At 32.0% G+C, this 20,017-nt stretch carries 16 protein-coding genes; 6 read left to right on the top strand and 10 right to left on the bottom strand.

The window, feature by feature from the left end:
- Positions 1–193: 193 nt before the first annotated feature.
- The gene (msrB, locus tag PTSHG_RS07285; protein ID WP_019108236.1) at positions 194–1,135 is read right to left on the bottom strand and encodes a peptide-methionine (R)-S-oxide reductase MsrB; all 942 of its coding nucleotides are present in this window, start codon (positions 1,133–1,135) and stop codon (positions 194–196) included.
- A gap of 253 nt (positions 1,136–1,388) precedes the next feature.
- Between msrB and PTSHG_RS07280 the strand changes: the two genes are divergently transcribed.
- From PTSHG_RS07280 to PTSHG_RS07260, 5 genes are all read left to right on the top strand, one after another.
- Positions 1,389–2,039, top strand: a complete 651-nt coding sequence (locus tag PTSHG_RS07280) for a ZinT/AdcA family metal-binding protein (protein WP_019108235.1) — start codon at positions 1,389–1,391, stop codon at positions 2,037–2,039.
- A gap of 63 nt (positions 2,040–2,102) precedes the next feature.
- Positions 2,103–3,398, top strand: coding sequence for a metal ABC transporter solute-binding protein, Zn/Mn family (locus tag PTSHG_RS07275; RefSeq protein ID WP_019108234.1), 1,296 nt, complete (start codon positions 2,103–2,105; stop codon positions 3,396–3,398).
- A gap of 3 nt (positions 3,399–3,401) precedes the next feature.
- Positions 3,402–4,076: a metal ABC transporter ATP-binding protein gene (locus PTSHG_RS07270; protein WP_019108233.1), complete on the top strand. Its 675-nt coding sequence runs from the start codon at positions 3,402–3,404 to the stop codon at positions 4,074–4,076.
- Positions 4,063–4,884 carry a metal ABC transporter permease gene (locus PTSHG_RS07265; RefSeq protein WP_019108232.1) on the top strand — a complete coding sequence of 274 codons (822 nt, stop codon included), beginning with the start codon at positions 4,063–4,065 and terminating at the stop codon, positions 4,882–4,884. Before PTSHG_RS07270 ends, PTSHG_RS07265 begins: the two co-directional genes overlap by 14 nt.
- A gap of 262 nt (positions 4,885–5,146) precedes the next feature.
- Positions 5,147–7,150 (top strand): C69 family dipeptidase, encoded by a 2,004-nt coding sequence (locus PTSHG_RS07260; RefSeq protein ID WP_019108231.1) that lies wholly within the window; start codon positions 5,147–5,149, stop codon positions 7,148–7,150.
- A gap of 117 nt (positions 7,151–7,267) precedes the next feature.
- Here the strand turns inward: PTSHG_RS07260 and ftsH are convergent, their stop codons facing one another.
- From ftsH to folE, 9 genes are all read right to left on the bottom strand, one after another.
- Positions 7,268–9,112, bottom strand: coding sequence for an ATP-dependent zinc metalloprotease FtsH (gene ftsH / locus PTSHG_RS07255; protein WP_019108230.1), 1,845 nt, complete (start codon positions 9,110–9,112; stop codon positions 7,268–7,270).
- A gap of 83 nt (positions 9,113–9,195) precedes the next feature.
- Positions 9,196–10,236, bottom strand: a complete 1,041-nt coding sequence (locus tag PTSHG_RS07250) for a ribonucleotide-diphosphate reductase subunit beta (protein ID WP_019108229.1) — start codon at positions 10,234–10,236, stop codon at positions 9,196–9,198.
- A 13-nt stretch (positions 10,237–10,249) separates the two neighbouring features.
- Positions 10,250–12,778: a ribonucleoside-diphosphate reductase subunit alpha gene (locus PTSHG_RS07245; protein ID WP_019108228.1), complete on the bottom strand. Its 2,529-nt coding sequence runs from the start codon at positions 12,776–12,778 to the stop codon at positions 10,250–10,252.
- A gap of 216 nt (positions 12,779–12,994) precedes the next feature.
- Complete coding sequence (locus PTSHG_RS07240) at positions 12,995–14,746, bottom strand: copper amine oxidase N-terminal domain-containing protein (RefSeq protein ID WP_019108227.1); 1,752 nt, start codon at positions 14,744–14,746, stop codon at positions 12,995–12,997.
- Between the two features lie 529 nt (positions 14,747–15,275).
- Positions 15,276–15,983 (bottom strand): hypothetical protein, encoded by a 708-nt coding sequence (locus tag PTSHG_RS07235; RefSeq protein WP_026088866.1) that lies wholly within the window; start codon positions 15,981–15,983, stop codon positions 15,276–15,278.
- Positions 15,984–16,024: 41 nt separating this feature from the next.
- The gene (locus tag PTSHG_RS07230) at positions 16,025–16,594 is read right to left on the bottom strand and encodes a glycoside hydrolase family 73 protein (RefSeq protein ID WP_019108225.1); all 570 of its coding nucleotides are present in this window, start codon (positions 16,592–16,594) and stop codon (positions 16,025–16,027) included.
- A complete protein-coding gene (folK, locus tag PTSHG_RS07225) occupies positions 16,584–17,402 on the bottom strand; it encodes a 2-amino-4-hydroxy-6-hydroxymethyldihydropteridine diphosphokinase (RefSeq protein WP_019108224.1) in 819 nt (272 codons plus the stop codon). Before folK ends, PTSHG_RS07230 begins: the two co-directional genes overlap by 11 nt.
- A 10-nt stretch (positions 17,403–17,412) precedes the next feature.
- A complete protein-coding gene (locus tag PTSHG_RS07220) occupies positions 17,413–17,892 on the bottom strand; it encodes an HD domain-containing protein (RefSeq protein WP_019108223.1) in 480 nt (159 codons plus the stop codon).
- On the bottom strand, positions 17,892–18,446 hold the full coding sequence (folE, locus tag PTSHG_RS07215) for a GTP cyclohydrolase I FolE (protein ID WP_019108222.1): 555 nt from the start codon (positions 18,444–18,446) through the stop codon (positions 17,892–17,894). The genes PTSHG_RS07220 and folE overlap by 1 nt, the downstream gene beginning before the upstream one ends.
- 177 nt (positions 18,447–18,623) lie before the next feature.
- Between folE and PTSHG_RS07210 the strand changes: the two genes are divergently transcribed.
- Entirely contained in the window at positions 18,624–19,988 is a 1,365-nt protein-coding gene (locus PTSHG_RS07210; RefSeq protein WP_019108221.1) for a D-alanyl-D-alanine carboxypeptidase family protein, read from the top strand.
- The last annotated feature ends 29 nt before the right edge of the window (positions 19,989–20,017 follow it).

Below are 20,017 nucleotides of genomic sequence, written 5' to 3'. Positions count from 1 at the left end.
TAAATAAATATTGTTTATTCGCTATTAAAATTTCTTGATTGATATATTTCTAAAAATAAAAATGAGCCAATAGTTATGAATTAATTCTCCAAAATTGAACTTAAACTAACATTTGATGTTAGCTCATAACTTATTGGCTCTTTAAAAGTTTTACAAATCTAAAATATATTATTATTTATAAATCTTAAGTTTTTCACTTCACAAAAATTTTGTAATCAGAATAACCTCTCTCATCCATTTCCTCAAAAGGAATAAATTCAAGTGCTGCACCATTTATGCAATATCTAAGTCCACCCTTATCACTTGGTCCATCAGGAAATACATGACCTAGATGTGAATCTGAAGATTTTGATTTTACTTCAGTTCTAACCATTCCAAAGGAAGTATCAATACTTTCATCTAAATAATTTGACACAATTGGCCTTGAAAATGATGGCCAACCACAAGCTGAATCAAACTTGTCGCTTGATGCAAAAAGTGGTTTCTTAGAAAGTTTATCAACATAAATTCCCTTTCTATGTTCATCATTTAGTTTGCTTGTAAAAGGTCTTTCAGTCCCTGCATTTTCCATGACATTGTAACTAAGATCATCTAAATAATCTCTTTTATTTTTTTCTACAAATTTTCTATCATCATCAATTATTGGATCCTCTGCTGAGCTTAAATTAACATGACAATATCCAAGAGGATTTTTGTCCAAATAGTCTTGATGATAGTCCTCTGCCTTGACAAAATTTTTGAGAGGAGAATTTTCCACTGCAACTTTGCCAATTTTTTCCTCTTCATATTTTATAAAGTCTCTTACAATTTCCTCTGACTTAATATCTCCATCTTCCCAATAAATTCCAGTGCGGTACTGTCTTCCAATATCGTTACCTTGTCTATTTATAGACTTTGGATTTATAATTCTAAAATAGTGAAGGAGGATTTCTGTGAGAGAAATTCTTGAAAAATCATAATAAATTTTTACAGTTTCTGCATGGTCTGTCCTTGCAACAATTTCATAATTAGTTTCGTCGCTATCGCCATTGGCATAACCAACGAGAGTTTTAGCCACGCCATTTAATTTTTTAAAATAAGCTTCAGCTCCCCAAAAGCATCCGCCTGCCAAATATATAACTTTAATATTTTTCATATAATCACCTGCTTATTTATACCCAATAAAAAAATTATAAATAATAATCTTTATTGTTTATTAAACAAATTTTCATAGTCTATTTAATATTTTTTTAAAAAAGTTGTTAAAATATCTATTAATTGATAAATGTTATCAATTAACTTGTGGTCGCTTGTTTTTTATTATTTTATAAAAGATAAAATTAAATTATTTAGTTTAATGTCTTTAAATTTTAACAAGTTATCAAACTTTTATAACATTAGGGGGAATTATGAATAAAAACTTTAGAAAATCCTTGGTCGCTATTCTTATGTCTTCGGCTTTACTTGTTGCTTGTAGTAAAAATAACTCAAGTAATACATCTGAAAATGCAAAGACTAAGGAAAATAACACAAAGATTGAAGAAAATGTAAGTGCAAAGGTTAATGAAGAGAAAGCTCAAGATGTCTCTCTTTCTGATTGGTCAGGGGAATGGAATAGTATTGCAAACTATATTGATGACGAAGGATTAAAGGGAGCTTATGAAGAAGTATCTAAAAGAGACAATATTACAGAGGAGCAAGCTAAGAAGAACTTCTTTGATCATGTAGCTATTGATTTTGGTGCAATTAAAGTTGATGATGAGAGCATAACATTTTTCTCTAAACCTGGTGGAGAAGAAATAGAGAAAGCTAACTTTAAATATGTTAACAAACACCCTATGGAACACGGAGGAAAAACTTTATTTTGGTATGAATTTTCTTCTGATGGAAAATATCCAACTATTTTAATGATGCCTGTTCATGGCGAAGATCATATGCCACACTTCCACTTGAGAGTTGGTAAAACTGCTGAAGAAATGCTTGCAAAAGATGATTGGTATCCAACTTTTGTAAGTCCAACTGTTACAATAGATCAAGTTTATGAAGAAGTTGCTGAGTAATATTTTATATTTATTTGTTCCATCCCCGATTTTTATCGGGGATATTTTTTTGAAAGGAGTAATATGTCAAAAATAATAAAAATTATATTAATCATTCTATTGGCATCTTCTTTAATCTCTTGTACTAATAAAAAGGATGCAAGTGATAAGCCCATAGTTTATACTTCCTTTTATCCTGTGTATAGTCTTACAAAAAGTGTTGTTGGCGATACAGTAGACCTTAGAATGTTTTTGCCTAAAAATCAAGATCCCCATCTTTGGGAACACACTCCAAAAAAAATTAAAGATTTATCTGAAGCTGATCTTCTAATAATCAATGGAGCTAACCTTGAACATTGGTCTGATTCTATTTCTAAGACCCTTCCAAATTTGGATATTTTGAACTTGGCAAGTGGTGTAAATCTTATTTCTTACAAAGGCGCTGCTGCTATTGGCGACTTTCAATATATGGTTAAGGGGAATTTTTCAACAGAAACTTACTCTTTTGACTTTGGGCACACTCACGAAGATAATATGAGAATTGCATTTTTATACTGTGATAAGGATTATTCTGATAAAGAATTAATTAAGATAGGTAGAAAATTAATGGAGGATACTGGCGAAGATATTCCACAAAAGGACTTAATTAATGTGGTGGATAGACAAGTCTATAAACTAGAGATGGGTCACGAACACGGCGAAATATATTACAAGCTTCCTAAAAAAGGAGAGTGGATAATGTATAGCGATAGAATTTCTTCAGATTTGCTTTCTTATAGACTTCTTGATTCACATGGCGAGAAGCTTGATTTAAAAGTTTTGCGAGATACTTCTACAACTAATGAAGATAAAATAACTTATGACCCTCATTCTTGGATGAGCATTAGAAATGCCAAAAGATATGTCAATGACATTGAATACAAAATGAGCAAGATGTATCCAGAAAATGAAAAAATATATAGAAAAAATGCTTCCAAAACTTTAAGAGAATTAACTGAATTAGATTATAAATATAGAGATTTATTCAAGAATACTGAGAAAAAAGAATTTATCGTAAGTCATTTTGCTTTTGCATACTTGGCAAAAGATTTTGATTTAATTCAATATCCATTACAGGGTTTAACAAGTGCTGATTCTCCAAGTATAAAAAAACTTATTAAAGTTATTGAAGATTCAAAAGCTAGGAATATCAACACAATTTTCTACGAATATGGTATGCCAAAAAATGGTGCTGATATTATTGCAGAAGAAATTGATGCTGATCTAAAAGGTCTTATTTCTATGGAATATGTTAGTAGTTATATTGAAAAGCATATTGGAAAAGATTTTATTGACATGATGGAATATAATTTAAAAACTATTTACGATTCATTGAGGTGATTTATGAAGGCAATTGAAATAAAAAATGCTAATTTTTCTTATGATAGTGATTCTATATTGAAAAATTTGAATTTAACTGTTTACAACAAAGAAAAAGTAGCTATCATAGGCGGCAATGGTGTTGGAAAAACAACTTTAATTAAAATAATTGTGGGCGAGCTTAAACTTAATATGGGTAGTATTAAAATTTTTGAAGAGGATCTTAATACTAGCTCCCTAAAAAGAATTGGCTATGTTCCACAATCTCAAAAAGAAAATTTATATACTTTTCCAATCACTGTAAAGGAACTTGTTACTTTGCAGCTCTATGACAGTTTTGGCAAATTTAAAATACCGAGAAGGGAACATTATAATAAGACGATGAATTTATTAAAAAAGATGAATTTGGAAAAATATGCCAATTACCCAATACGAGAACTTTCTGGAGGACTAAGACAAAGAGTTGTTATAGCTCGAGCTCTTATGAATAATCCTGACATATTAATTTTTGATGAACCAACATCTGGTGTTGACGAAAGCTCTAAGATCCAATTTGCAAAAACTATTGAAGAATTAAACAAAAAATTTGATGTCTCTATAATTTTAATAACTCATGAATTAGATTGGATAAAAAATAATTTAAAGCTGGACTCAATATATGAATTAAAGAATGGAGGTCTTTTAGATGTTGCAATATAGCTTTATGATTAGAACTCTTTTAGTATCTCTAATGATTTCCATAATAATTCCACTTATTGGTATTGTAATAGTAAATAGAGGTACTTCTATGATAGGAGATGCCCTTTCACATGTTTCCCTTACAGGCGTTGCAATTGGACTTATTTTATCCATAAATCCCTTAATCGGTGCGGTAATAGCCTGTATTATTGGTGCTTTCTCAATTGAAAAAATTAGAAAAAAGTTTCCTCAATTTGGAGATATGGCGACAGCAATAATTACATCAGTTGGCCTTGGACTTGCCGCAGTGCTATCCGACTTTTCTCCAGGGGGAAATAGCTTTGACGCATATTTATTTGGTAGTATCGCATCTGTCTCAAATGTCGATGTAATAATAGTCTTAATAACTTTTATATTCGTAGTAACAATTTCTTTTGTGTATTATTTTGGATTATTAAGCATTGCAGTAGATAAACAACTTGCAAAGATGAGTGGAGTAAATGTAGAAAAAATAAATTTTATTTTCACTCTTCTTGCTTCAATCACTATTGCACTTTCATCAAAAATAATCGGTGCATTGATGGTAACATCTTTAATAGTGTTACCTGTAGCATCTTCACTATTAATAAGTAAAAGTTACAAGAAAACCTTTTTTAACACAATTATTTTAGGAATTATATACACACTTCTTGGCGTAACTTTTTCCTATTACTTTGATGTAAAACCAGGAGGTTCTATTGTAGTTATTGCATCTATTGGCATGATAATATGTCTTTTTATGTCAAAAATTAACCACAAAAAAATTTATAAAAATTTGATAAATATTTAATAAATATTTAAGTAGAAATAACCTCCTTACTGGATTATGCAGTAAAGAGGTTACATACTTAATACTATAAATATATCTATGTAAAATTGATTTTTATTCATTTTAAGTGATATTTATCCAAATCATTGTACTTTAATAAAACATTGACACGATAGCATTGTGGTGTTAATTTATAAATAGATATTCTCTCTATAAAATTGCATTTGTACATAAGGAAAACAATTTTATAGAGAAAAATATTTTATATTTTTAGGAGGCTAAAATGAAAAATAGTAAGAAAAAATTATTGGTGGCAGGTCTTGCCTCTACGCTAATTATGTCTATGGCAATTCCAACTTTTGCCTGCACAGGAATTATTGTAGGAAAGGACCTTACAGCTGACGGATCTTTTATCTTTGGTAGAACAGAAGATTATCAAAGAAACAGAACTATGAGACTTGTTACTCATCCTCGTGGAGAATTTAAAAAAGGCAGCAAGTTAGTTGATGTAAACAATGGATTTGAATACATACACCCAGAAGACTCTCTAAAGTTCTTCTCAACTCCAGACTCTTCTGCTAAGCCAAAGGATATGGAACAAGGCGTTTACGATGCCGCTGGTTATAACGAAGCTGGAGTAGGAATTTTCTGTACAGTTTCTGCTGACCCATCAGAAGAAATCGCAAAGGCTGATCCTTTTGTTAAAAATGGCGTAAATGAAGCAAGTATGACTACATTTTTACTTGCTCACGCAAAATCTGCCAAGGGTGCAATTGAACTATTAGCTGACACAATTGATAAGCAAGGTGCGTCTATGGGCGACATCGTAGCTTTTGGCGACCAAGATGAAGTTTGGTACATGGAAATTTATTCTGGACATCAATATGTTGCAATAAAATATCCTGCTGATAAATTTAGTATTTTCCCTAATGATTATTGGCTAGGTGGCGTTGATCTCAAGGACAAAGAAAATGTAATTGCATCTAAAGATATTGTTGAAGTTGCAAAGAAAGCAAATACTTATAAAGAAACTGCAGATGGACTAATGGATATGGCTGCTTCCTATGGTCCAAAAGAAATTGCCGAAACAAGCCGTTCAAGAGTTTGGTCTGGTATTCACGATTTAGACCCTAACTCAAAAGTTCCTTACGATGCAAAAAGATTTGATCTATTAAACGATCTTTCTGAAGGTTCAGAAAAAATTACAATTGAACACGCTCTAAATGTCTTTAGAAATAGATTTGAAGGAACAGAATATATTGCATCAGACAACAAGGCTGAAAGAAAAGCAAATCCAAAGACTCACAAGAGAGCAATTGGATCAATTAACACAATGCAAGCTCACATCTTCCAAATCAAAGAAGGTTATCCAAAGGATGCACCAGGTCTTATGTGGATGACTCTAGGAAGCCCGCTAAATATTCCTTGGATTCCAATTTTCCCTGACATCAATGATTCAACAGCTGAAGCTAAAAATAATGCCCCAACTTATGACGCAAATTCATATTATTGGGTTGGCTCATCTGTAAATGATTTGGTATCAGGAAATAGAGAAGAACTTGGCGAATCTACTCGCAAGAAAGTTACTGAATTTGAAGAAAAAGTTATGAAAGAACTTACAGAAGTTGAAAAAGAATGGATTAGCCTTTACGCAAAGGACAAAGCTAAGGCAGCTGAGTTTTCTACTGCAAAGACAATGGAATGGGAAAAAGAAGTATTTGACTTTGAAAAGGGACTTCAAAGTGAACTTTCTAAAGTTTCAAAGGCTGACTTAATCGACCACTGGGCAAGAAAACCAATTATTGATGCTATTAACAAAAAATTAATGGTTGGCACATCTGACCTTAAATTCTCTCCAAACGACAAAATCACTCGTGGAGAATTTATCACAATTTTAGGAAGACTTGGACAAGTTGATACTAAAAAATATGCTGAAGTAAAAGACAAAAACATTGAAGCCGGCAAATTCTACACTGAATATATGAATTGGGCTGTTGAAAATAAACTTCTTCCAAAGACTTCAAAGGCTCTTGCATCAGAAAATATCACTCGTGAAGAAATGGCACATATCTTAGCTTCTTATCTAAAACTAAAGGGCGATGATGCTGCAACACTTAAACTCCTTGTATTTGATGACGAAAAAGAAATTTCTGATTGGGCTTATGAAGACATTCAATTCCTAGCTAACAAAGAAATTTTAAGTGGAACTTCAGGAAATAAATTCTCTCCAAAGGCAAACTTAACAAGAGCAGAAGTTGCACAAATTATTTCAAAACTTTCAAAATAATTAAACAAGTTTGTAAATATTATTAAATTTATATTACTAAAAATCCTAGAGGCAAAACTCTAGGATTTTTTTGCAATCAAAAAAGGCAGCCTAAGCTACCTTCTCCTTTACATTAAATTACTTTTCTTCATCAAAATTTTTATATTTTGACAAAATTTCCATAAACTGCTTGCCAGTTATCGTTTCTTCTTCAAGCAAGAATTCTGCAAGTTCCTTCATGGCATCTCTGTTGTCTGCAATAAGTTTTCGTGCATTTTCTTGAGCACTCTTGACTATACTTACCATTAAGTCATCAATTTCTTTTCGAGTTTCTTCGGAGCAGTTCATATTTCCATTATCGCCCATGTATCTTGAGCCAGAGTCTTGGAACTTAACCATACCAAACTCGTCAGCCATTCCATATTGAGTTATCATTGCTCTTGCAGTCTCTGTCGCCTTTTCAATGTCATTGGCAGCACCAGTTGATACTTCATTAAAGATAACTTCTTCTGCTGCACGACCTCCACAAAGAGTTGTAATGTGGTTAATTAAATCTTCTCTAGTGTAAAGATTTTTTTCATCCTTTGGCACTTGCATAGTATAGCCAAGTGCACCAGAAGTTCTTGGGATAATAGTAATTTTTTCCACTGGCTCTGAACCTGTTTGAAGAGCAGCCACAAGTGCATGACCAATTTCGTGATAGGAAACTCTCTTCTTTTCTTCTGGAGATAAGATGTCTTGCTTTCTTTGTGCGCCAGCTATTACAACTTCTATGGACTCTTGTATGTCCTCTTGTCTAACCTTGTCTTGACCCATTCTAACAGCACGAAGAGCAGCTTCGTTTAAAATATTTGCAAGTTGGGCACCAGATGCACCAGCTGTTGACCTCGCAATAAGTGAGTAGTCAATGTCATCATCCATTTGGTATCTCTTTGCATGAACTTTTAATATTTCAATTCTGTCTTTAAGTGTTGGAAGCTCAACTCTAATTTGTCTATCGAATCTTCCTGGTCTTAAAAGGGCTGGGTCTAAAATTTCTGGTCTATTAGTTGCAGCCAGCATAACAATTCCTATGTTTCCGTCAAAACCATCCATTTCAGATAAAAGTTGATTTAAAGTTTGTTCTCTTTCATCGTTACCTGAAATTCCTGCAGAGTCTCTCTTCTTTCCAATTGTGTCAATTTCGTCGATAAAAATAATACATGGTGCATTTTTCTTTGCTTCTTCAAAAAGTTCTCTAACTCTTGCAGCTCCACGACCAACGAACATTTCCACAAATTCAGAGCCTGCAATTGAGAAGAAAGGCACATGGCTTTCGCCGGCAACTGCCCTTGCAAGTAAAGTTTTACCAGTTCCTGGGGGTCCTACAAGTAGGGCTCCCTTAGGGCATTTCGCACCAATTCTTGTGTACTTCCGAGGATTTTTTAAATAATCTACTATTTCAACAAGAGATTCTTCTGCTTCCTCTTGACCTGCAACATCTCCAAAATTTACAGTCTCGCCGTTGGGTTCATATCTTTCAATTTTCTTTCCGCCGCCAAAAATTCCTCCAGGACCACCAGTCATGCCTGCTATTTTCTTGGCAAAGGCTCTTTGTAAAAAGAAAAATAACAAAATTGGAATTCCCCAAGTCATTATAAAGGACATAAATAAACTTGGCTTTTCAGGAATTTCTGAGGAATATTTTACATCTTTTTCCTCTAAATCTTTAACAAGATCTGGGTCTTCCATCTTTCCAGTCTTATAAATTCTTTTGTTATCTTTTAAAGTGTAAAGAATTTGGTCCTGCCTAAAGTTTACTTCCTCAATTTTTCCCTGGCTAAGATTTCTTCTAAAATCGGAATACGCTGAGTTTTCCATGCTATTTTGTGAAAGCATAGGAAGAATCAACCAGTTTAGGGCAAAAACTGCCAAGATGGCAATTAAGTAATATCTAAGTAAATTATATTGAGGTCTCTTATTATTATTGCCTTTATCTTCCATAATTTTCCTCCTATTAAATTGGGATGAATTAAAATTTTTTAATTAAAAAACCGGATACAAGATCCGGCTAAAAATTTATTTTATTAAAGGTCGTCTTCTATTACAGAAGATTTTGAATAAGCAGATGGCTTTGCTTCAAAAAAGTCTGTCTTAATTTGATTTGGATCGGAGTATTCGCTAACCCATTTCATGGATTCAGGTTCTTCAGTGTTTTCTTCAAAGAGATTTCCGAAACCTAAATTTCTTGAACGCAAGTTGCCAAGATACATAATGTAGTCTTCGATCATTTTTTCATTTAGACCTCTAATTTCATCGCCTATGACATACTTACCCCAAGAGATTTCTTCTTCAACACCTTTTTTAAGCATCTCTTTATATTTTTTTATATTTTCATCAGTAAATATTTCTGGATTTTCCTTTTTCATCTCAAGAATAATACTTCTAAAGAGCCAAAGGTGAGTGTTCTCATCTCTGTTGATGTATCTTATTTCAGATACTGTGCCAGGCATCTTGCCCATTCTTCCAAGATTGTAGAAGAAGGAGAAGCCTGAGTAAAAATAAATTCCTTCCAAAATATAATTTGCAATAAGAGCCTTCATGAAGTTGTCGATATTTTCGTCTTCATAAAAATCTTGGTATTGGTCGCCAATAAATTTATTTCTCTTTAATAGAACTTCATCGTCCTTGTATTGGTAGAGAATTTCTTCTCTCTCTTCTGGGGAACAAATTGTGTCAAGAATATAAGAGTAAGATTGAGAGTGAATTGACTCTTGATAACCTTGAATTGATAGACACAAATTTATTTCATTTGCCGTTACATAGGATTGAAGTTTTGGAATTTGTGCAGTTTGTAGTGAATCAAGATATATTAGAAAAGACAAAATTTTGTCGTAAGCAGTCTTTTCATGGACATCTAAAAGTCTATAGTCCTTTACATCTTGTGAAAGATTAATTTCTTCTGGTATCCAAAAATTATTCATGGCTTGGCGATACCAGTCACTAGTCCAGCTGTATTTTAGATTGTTAAAATCATTTAAATTTGTTGTGTTTCCATTAATAACTCTTCTCTTTGATGTTTCAATGTCGCCCTTTTCATTAAAAAGACCTCTCTTTGAAAGTTTCATAATTCCTCCTATTTTATGACGCACAATAATCGCAGTCTTCCACTTCTAGTGACTTACTTCTAACATAATAAACTGACTTTATTTTTTCCTTAGCTGCTTTTATATAGAGATTTAAAATTTTTCTCATTGTAAAGTCCGTTGTTATATAAAAATTAATTGATTGAGCTTGGTCAATATGTCTTTGACGAATGGCAGCAGCTTCAATTACAAAATTTTGGTCTAGCTCGTGAGCATTTTCATAGAGCCAAAAAGTTTGTGGAGTCAAATCTGGTGCAACTCTTGGTAAAATTGAGCCTTTCTTTTCTTCCAAGAAATACCTATTCATAACTGGGTCAACGCCAGCACTTGTTGCAGATATAATTGAAGTTGAGCCAGTTGGTGCTATTGCCATTATATAACCATTTCTAAGTCCATTATTTTTTACATCTTCTCTAAGTTTGTTCCACTTGTCATCCTTGTAGTCCCTGAGGTCAAAATACTCGCCACTTTGCCAATCGGATCCTTCAAAGAAGTCATAAGAGCCCTTTTCCTTGGCAATTTCCATGGAAGCAGTGATTGCGTGATAATTTATTCTTTCATAGACATCGTCAGCCCACTTTAAGTGGTCTTCAATATCAGAAAATGCCATACCAGCCTTAACAAGGGCGTGGTGGTAACCAGATGTGCCAAGTCCAATGGATCTGTATTTTCTATTTGTAACTTTCGCATAAGGTATTGGATAGTAATTTAAGTCTATTACATTATCAAGAGCTCTTACTGTTGTGGCAACAATGTCTTTTAATTCATCGTCATCTTGTAAATCTATATTTCCAAGGACAAGAGATGCAAGGTTACATACAACGAAGTCGCCTGGTCTTGTCTTTGTGACAATTATTTCTTCGCCGTCAATAGTTTCTATACTCGTATCAAGTGTTTCTATGGCTGACATATTTTGCATAATTTCTGTGCATAGGTTTGAAGAATAAATCATGCCCATGTGCTTATTTGGATTCATTTCATTTACATTGTCCCTATAAAAGGCGAAAGGTGTTCCAGTTTCTGTAAGGGATTTTATAATAAGTCTCACCAAATCCTTTACACTCATTTCACGCCTAGAAATATTCTTATCTTCAATACACTCTCTATATTTTTCTTCCCATTCTTTTCCATAGAAGTCTTCAAGTGAATAGCCCTTCTTTTCCAATACTTCGTGAGGGTCAAACATATACCAAGGAGCGTTTATGTCCTTTTCTGCAAGTTCAAAAAATAAATTTGGATAGCAAATAGCAGGGAAAATGTCGTGTGCCTTCATTCTGTCATCGCCATTATTTGTCCTAAGTTGCAAAAATTCTGGAATATCCTTGTGCCAAGCATCTAAATAACAAGCAACAGAGCCTTGACGAACGCCAAGTTGATCTACAGCAACAGCAGTGTCATTGGCAAGCTTAATCCATCTAATAACTCCACCAGCAACACCCTTGAAACCTCTAATGTCAGAACCTGTTGCACGAACTTTTCCAAAGTAAAGTCCCATTCCACCGCCATGCTTGGAGATTTGTGCAAAATTATCTATGGAGCGATAAATTCCCTTTAAAGTGTCTGGCACTGTGTCAATAAAGCATGAAGATAGTTGGTTGTATGGTTTTCTCGCATTGGACATAGTTGGAGTTGCTACAGTTACCTTTAGTGTCGAATAAATGTCATAAAATTTCTTTGCCCAGTAAATTTTATTTTTTTCAGGTATGGCAAGATGCATGGCAATTCCCATGAACATCTCTTGAACTGACTCCACAAACCTGCCGTCATGACTTCTTATTACATACCTCTTTATGAGAAGGTCAAGACCAGAATAATTTAAAAGTTGATTTCTTGAGTTATCAATATAATTTTCAAGTTCTAAAATTTCCTCACGAGAATAATTTTCTAAAACATATTTCCCATAGAGATTTTTTTCAGTCAAAAATTTTATTTTTTCATAAAAATTATTTATATTTATTTCACGCAAATTTTCTGCGATTTTCTTTTCCAAATCATAATTTAAAAATAGGGCAGCGATAAATTCCCACTTAGGAGAATCTTTATCTGTAAGTTCGCTTGCAGCCTTAATGATTTCAGAAAGATAGGCATCTTGGCTTTGGTCTTTTTTAACAAAAGATTCAAACTTGTTGTATAGATTTTCAAGCTCATATTTCTTTTGGTCATAATTTTTTCTCACAAATTTTAAAATCTTTAGAACTTTTTCATCCTTAATAAAGTTTGAAAACTTGTCTAAAATTTGTCTTTCTTCAGAATGTCTATTTCTGTAAAGGATATAGGCCTTTACAACTTCAATTTCCTTTTCGTCGATTAGCTTTAGCTCAACTAGATCCTGAATTTCCTCAACAGTGGGAGGATTCTTTGGATCATAATTTTTCAAAAGCTTTTCTTTTATATCAAGAGCATAATCATTTATAAGTTTATCGTCATAATTTTTACCAACAGAATCAAAGGCCTTTTCAATGGCGTTTTTTATCTTCAGATGGTCAAAGGTTACCTCTCTCTTGTCTCTCTTTAATATCTTCATGAATCCCCCATATAGTATAAATTTCTATTTTTTCTTTTTGAATACTACTATATAGTATCACAAATAAAAAATTATAAATAGCTTATTCATGAAATAAATAGTCTTTTATTTCATTTTAATTTTTTATTAAAAACTTTTTTTATACTCTATAATCTATTATAGATAATACAAAAATCCCAAGAGCCTTTGCCCTTGGGATAATTTTTTTCTTTAAACTTATTTTATTACTGAGAATAAAACTTTTGCTGCCTTTTCTGCAGTTTTTTCTGTCTTTTCAGCAACTTTTTCTTCTTTAGCTTCTTTATTGTCAGTAACTTTTTCTTCTTCCTTATCTTCTGCTAAAAATTCTTCCATTTCCTTTTTTACTAGGTCTTGGTATTTCTTTAGTAGTTCAGGATTTTTGTCAAGGTCAGCCTTTGCTGCAAGAATTTTATTTAATTCTTCGCCTTCATAAAGTTCTTTTAAAGTTTCTACAATTTCTTCGTCTTTAAGGTCAGACTTCATAGAAGCAATCATCTTATAATTTTCTTCTTTTTCAATTTCAGCAAGCTTAGTTTCTAATTCTTTTTCAGTTATATTGAAAATATCAACTATTGGCATACCTTCGTTAGCATCATATTTAACTTTGTAACCAAAAGCTTCAGATACAAATCTTACTGGAATATAAGTTTTATCTTTTATAATAGTTGCAGGAGAATCAAGAGCAACTTCTTTTCCATTAACAAGAGCTTTGTTTGATCCGATTGTAAGGACAATTTTATCATTGTCTTTAGTAACTGTTACGCTCTTGTCCTTTCCATTCCAATCAACTTTAGCACCAATTTTTTCATAGAAAGCACGCGCTACAAGCATAGTTCTATCATTCATAATTTGTGGAAGAGCTTCTGGATCTTCAAAAGTTATATCTTCGCCATTTACTCTTACAGTTACAAGATTAACATTCATTTCTGGCATTATTAACTTCATATACTCGTCCATAGTTAACTTTTTAACTGAAGCTGGGAAGTTAATTTTTACATTTTCGTCTTTAACTGTTTCCACATTTCCTTTAACAGAAACTTTTACAAAATCGGCAAAATTAAGTTTAAGAGTAATTTCTTGATTTAGCTTATTTTCTCCAAAAGTTGTTTTTTCAGAAAGACTTGAACCCTTTAACATTTCTTTAATTCCATTGGCAGCTTCTTTTAAATCTTCTGCTTTATATTCTTTGTTAAGTTCTTTAAAATCTTTCTTATCTTCGTCAGTCAATTGAAGGCCAGCTTTGTCAACAATTTCTAAAGCAGAAGTTGAAACTGCGTCCCAATTTTTCATAATGCCATCAGCTGCCTTTATAAACTCATCAATAACAGCATCACTTGTTGTGTTTAAAGTATAAGTGTTGCCTTCAACTTTGTAATCAATACTTTGTTTAATATCCTTAGAAGCAACATCCATTAACTTTAATAAGTCTGTTTTGAATTCTTCAGAGCTAAAATATTGAGTAGCTTTTGGTGAAAGACCATTTTCTTCATTTGCAATTGATATGTAGTCTTCCTTGATGTCCTTAAGTCCATCTCCAGCTAGTGCAAAAATGTCTTTTGACATAATAACTTCATTATCTTTTACAAAAATGTCCATTTTAATTTTGTCAGGAAGATCTTTATTAAGACCAGCAATTTCTTCGTCTGAACCAGCTTTTTTAGCAATGAGTTCTTTGAACTTTGAGAAATCCATATTCATTACAACATGGGCTTTGTCTCTTCCCATTTGTTCGCCACCAAGAGTTACAGGGAAATTAATTTTTTCAGTTTCTCCACTTTCAGGATCCTTAACTTCAACATTATATTCAAGTTTTCCTGAAACTTTTGAACCCTTCCAGTCTGCAACTTTTTGAGCTGAATCTAAGTAAGCAGTTGTGTTTGCACTGCAAGCACCAAGAGTAATTGCCGCTATAAGTACAAGTAAAATAGTTAAAATTTTCTTTTTCATAGTATACCTCCTATTTTGAATTGATTTTACTACAAACTAAAAAGTATTGCAAATTAAAACATTATTACAATAACTTGCATAATTGAATTAATTTAAAAACTTTTATAATTATTAATACCACAAAAATCAATTTTTAATTTTTATAAATTATATACAACTTAAAAATCAAATATAAATGATGGTAAATTTTTATTTAGGTGTATATACTTTAAAAATAAAAGCTAGCAAGCAAAATAAACTTTGAAATTATAAAAACTTTAAAAAACCAAAAAAAGAGACCCTTTCGGATCTCTTGATTTTAAATGTTAAATTGTTATGTAACTATAGCTCTATATCTCGTAAATTAAGCATTCAAACCTTTAGCACTAAGCTACTTCAAATAAGATACTTTGCTACTTTTCCCTTGCAGGATAAATTAAAACTCTTCATTGGAATCACCTTTTCTTAGTTACCAATTTGTTTTCTTCAGCTAGCTTAACTATAGTATAGAGCATAAATCTAAATTTGTCAATGTTTTCCTAAAGTTTTTTTATTTTTTTAAGTTTACTTTGTTCTCTTCAATTTTTCCTTCTTGAATAGCATCTTTAATTTCTGTAATTAGCTGGTTTTCAGAGTTTTTTGAGCCAACTTTTATTATATAATTTTTTGAATTTTCTTTGCCCTTTATTATTATTTCATCATCTTTTGACTTGGAAATAGATTTCATACTTTCATAAGAGAAAAAATAATTTCCTAAAACCAATCCATTTTCATAAGAACCAACTACATTTCCAAGGACGTCATTTCCATTTCTAAAAGAGCTCTTTTTTGGAATTTCGTATATATCCCTTTCTTTTTCATCTTTAATAAGAAATTTTCCATTTTGTAAATTAAATAAAAATAATAAAAATAATCCTACTATAATTATTGGACTTGCCAATGTATTAATTATATCCACATTTCTAAAATAGAGCTGTTGTAAAAAGTATATATTTACAAAAATTAAAAATCCTATGTAGACAAATATACTTATATAATAAGTTCTCTTTCTTATTTTTAAGCCTGGTAGTTTTGAAATATTTTTAAATTTTGATATAAAATCTGCTGCAGTCATCATAAATAAATAATTAATTAATCCCCACATTACTGAGTACATAAATGAACCTTGTCCAAATACACTTTTTATTCCTGATACATAAAAAACAGATGGTATCAAGATTGATATTGCGAGGATTATATTTTGTAATTTTTTATTCAAATTTTGCTCCTTTCTCATTAAAATAATCCCTCTTGGGATTATTATTCATCATATTTATTTAAACCATATTTTTCTATTACAGATATTATTTTATTGGCGTAATTTGGATCTGTTGCATAGCCGCCTTCTTGGATAAATTTTGCTGCTTCAGAGTAGTTTTTTGCAGTTTTAACTTTTTCATACCTTTTAGCTGTTGATAAAAGTTTTGCGTAGTGATTAAAAGACTCTCTCTTGGAAGAATATTTCTTGAAATTTTCCAAATACCTTCCACTTTTGCCTTCCACATATTCTTCTGTCTCAAAAACTATGCCTTCTCCCTTTTTTACTTCCTTTATGCCAAAATAATTGTTGTAATCACGTGATAGTTCTGACCTTCCCCAGTTGCTCTCAAGTATTGACTGTGCAATCATCACTGATGGATAGAGTTTATTTTTCTTTGCAATTTTTACTGCTAAATCAGCACTGTCTTCAATATAATTTTCTCGGTAATTTTCCTCTTCTAGGGCTCTTTTTTCTGATGCTCTATTTATAAAAAAACTCATCATAAAAATAATTCCAAAAAAAGTTATCAAAATTACGAGGCAGCCACAACCTATCTTTCTAATTTTCATTTCTCACTTCTTCATAAAGTTTACTTATTTTTTTGTTTAAAATTGGATGGAAATAATTAGGAATGAGCTCATTTAATGATTCAAGCACAAATTCACGCTCAGAAATATAAGGATGGGGTACTACTAATTCATCTGTAAAGTGGATTTCTCTATCAATAAATAGAATATCTAAGTCAATTGTCCTTTCGCCCCATTTTTCGTGTCTAACTCTTCCCAAATCTAATTCTATCTTTTGCAAAATGTGGAGTAAGTCATGGGGATCTTCATAGGAATTAACTTTGACAACTGTATTTAAAAAGTCGCCTTGGTCAGTCTTGCCCCAAGCCTTTGTTTCGATTATACTCGCCTTTTCTAGGACTTTTAAGCCTTCCTTTTCCATCATATCAAGAGCACTATTAATATATCCTTCCCTATCGCCAAGATTTGTACCTATGCCAATGTAATAATTTCTCCTCTTTTTCTTGCAGCTAACTGATGCTGTATCGAGAGGCAAATTTATTGGCGCCCAAGGTTTTTTTATAGTTATATCAACTGTCTGTGCTATTTCATAAGTGTCAAAAATAAATCTTGTGAGTTTATAGGCAAGAGTTTCTATTAAATCTTCAGTTTCACTGGCAAATAAGTCATAAAGCTCGTGGGATAATTTTCCATAGTCTATGGATTCATCCAAATTTTTTTCTACTGCACATTTTCTAAAACTTAATCCTATATTTGCACTTATTAAAAATTTTTGTCCAAGTTTTTTTTCTTCTCCAAAAAGTCCATGCTTAGCATAAACTTCAAGGTCTTTTATCTTGATAAAATCCATAATTCTCCCATCAATATATTATTTCATGATTTTTCTTCTCATAAGACCAATTACAAGCGTCATAGGCAGGACACCTAAAACAAGGTCTTGAGAGTTTGTCTGCCCTATAAAATATATTAAAAAATTCGTCTTCAGCTTTTTCCTTTGTCCTGTGGTAAGAAATGCAATTTAAAATTCTCTCTTTTTCAGAGTCAGAAAAATCTGTGATTTCTAAAATTTCTCTTGCTATATCAACTGATGCGATGGAATGATTTATGCCTTCTTTTATCTCCACTACACGACCTAAATCATGAAGTAAGGCTGTAGCATAAATCACATCCTTATCTACATCAACATTTTCTTCTAGTTTTAAAATGTAACAAATTCTCGCCACAGATATAAAATGCTCGTAGTTGTGCCTGCAAAAGAATCTGTCTATTTCAAGGTTCTCCAATTCATCTAGGTAGTCCTTGTAAATTTTACTTAAAACTATTTTATTTGTATTTTTCACTAGAACTCAATCAACCTAAAAGCTTCTTGCTTTTGCTTTTCATCTGTTTCTAAAATTCCTCTAGCAACTGATGTTACAGTCTTTGAGCCAGGTTTTTTTACACCTCTCATGTTCATGCACATATGCTCAGCTTCTATAACAACTAAAACTCCCTTTGGTTCAAGGTATTTCATCATTGCATCTGCAATTTCAATACTAAGTCTTTCTTGAAGTTGTGGTTTTTTTGCATAAGTTTCTACAGTTCTTGCAAGCTTAGAAAGTCCTGCAACCTTTTGGTCTGGAATATATGCAATGTGAGCCTTTCCATAAAATGGAAGAAAGTGATGTTCACACATTGAGTAAAAGTTTATGTCCTTTACTACAACTATATTGTCTTCAGTGATTTCAAAAGTTTTTGAAAGATGTTCTTCAGCAGTCTTGCCAATTCCTACAAATACTTCTTCATACATCCTTGCAACTCTAGCTGGAGTTTCAACTAAACCTTCTCTGGTTTTGTCTTCTCCAATTGCTTCTATTATCATTTCTACAGCTTTTTCAATTTTTTGTTTATCCATTATATCTCCTTATAGATTTTATTTGAATTGTAAAATTATAAAGTTAATTATAACACATTGCCCTTCATATTAATAACTCTACCCACAAATTGACCTTTGTAAAAATTAGTTCTTACAGATTTCTACATTAATTTACAATTTATTTATAATTTGATACAATATTTGCCGAGGTGTAAGATGAAGAAATTACTTCTATACTTATCTATTGCCCTCATATTTTTATCTTCGCCAATAAATGTATTGGCAGAAGACAATGTGGCAGTAGAAAATCAAAATTCAAATATTAACTCAGCTGAAAATACAAATACAAGTGGAGAAGAAAAAGAAGTTGACCCCAACACAATTAGAAATCAAAATTTTTTAGTACCTACAAAACAAGGCGTACAAAAAGCAAACCAATATGAAGCAGATAAAATAAAAAAATTGGAAGAAGTATCCTTAGAAGGTCTTACAAAATCTTATCTCTTAGGAGACTATAAATCTGGCGAAATTATAGAAGGTTACAATTTAGATGAAGTTCGTGCAATGGCATCAACATCAAAACTTGTTTCCATATTTGTAGTCCTCGATAAGGTGGAAGATGGGACAATATCATTAAATGATGAAGTTGTAATTGACCACGAAGTTTCATCACTTACTGGTTCTAGCTTTAAACTAAAGGAAGGCGACAAAGTTAGCGTAGAAAAATTAATTGAGGCTTCAATGGTAGTCTCAGGTAACGATGCGATAACAGCTCTCGCAAAATATATTGGCGGCTCAACAGATGGCTTTGTCAAGTTAATGAATGACAAATGTGAAGACCTTGGATTAAAAAATGCCCTCATGGTAAATCCAACTGGACTCACTAACTACGAAATCACAGACTACAACAAGATGACCACAAGAGAAATGTTTAAACTTGCAACAGAGCTCTTGAAATTTCATCCAGAGATTTTAAAATATACAACTATTGAAAAATTAGAAGAACCCGATAGAAAATTTATTGAGTACAACACAAATCCTGTCCTTGGAATTGTTCCTGAAGTGGATGGACTAAAAACTGGTTACACAAATGCTGCAGGCAGGTGCGTAATATTAACTGGGCTTGAAAAAGGTGTAGAAAATAAATCAAAGGACATGAGACTAATTTGTATAACAACTGGCTCAAACTCTGACTTTGAAAGATTTGTTGCTTGCAAAAGACTTATCACAAGAGGTTTTGAAAACTACGGCTATAATGCAGTGGGAGATACATCTAAAGAGCTTAGAACAATAGAAGTTTTAAATTCCCAAGACGAAAACATACCAGTTTATCAAAAAGAAGTTGGATATATTCTTTCAAAATCTGATGAAAAGTTAAAAGAAATTGTCTCCATTGACGAAGACTTAAAGGCTCCAATAGAAGCAGGCACTTCTGTTGGCAAAATTTCTTATTATAAAGATGATGACTTAATATATGAAAGTGACCTAATTGTAAAGGATAAAGTCTTTGAAAAAGGGATTTTCAATAAATTTAAAAGAATTTTCGAAGAAATCTTTGTCAATATGGAAAAGGCAGCTTAAATCTTCAAAATTTAAAACATAAAAAATAG

It is taken from the genome of Peptoniphilus senegalensis JC140, from assembly GCF_000321025.1.
Classification (GTDB): Bacteria; Bacillota; Clostridia; order Tissierellales; family Peptoniphilaceae; genus Peptoniphilus_A; species Peptoniphilus_A senegalensis.
This window is presented reverse-complemented; position numbering and strand designations above follow the sequence as displayed.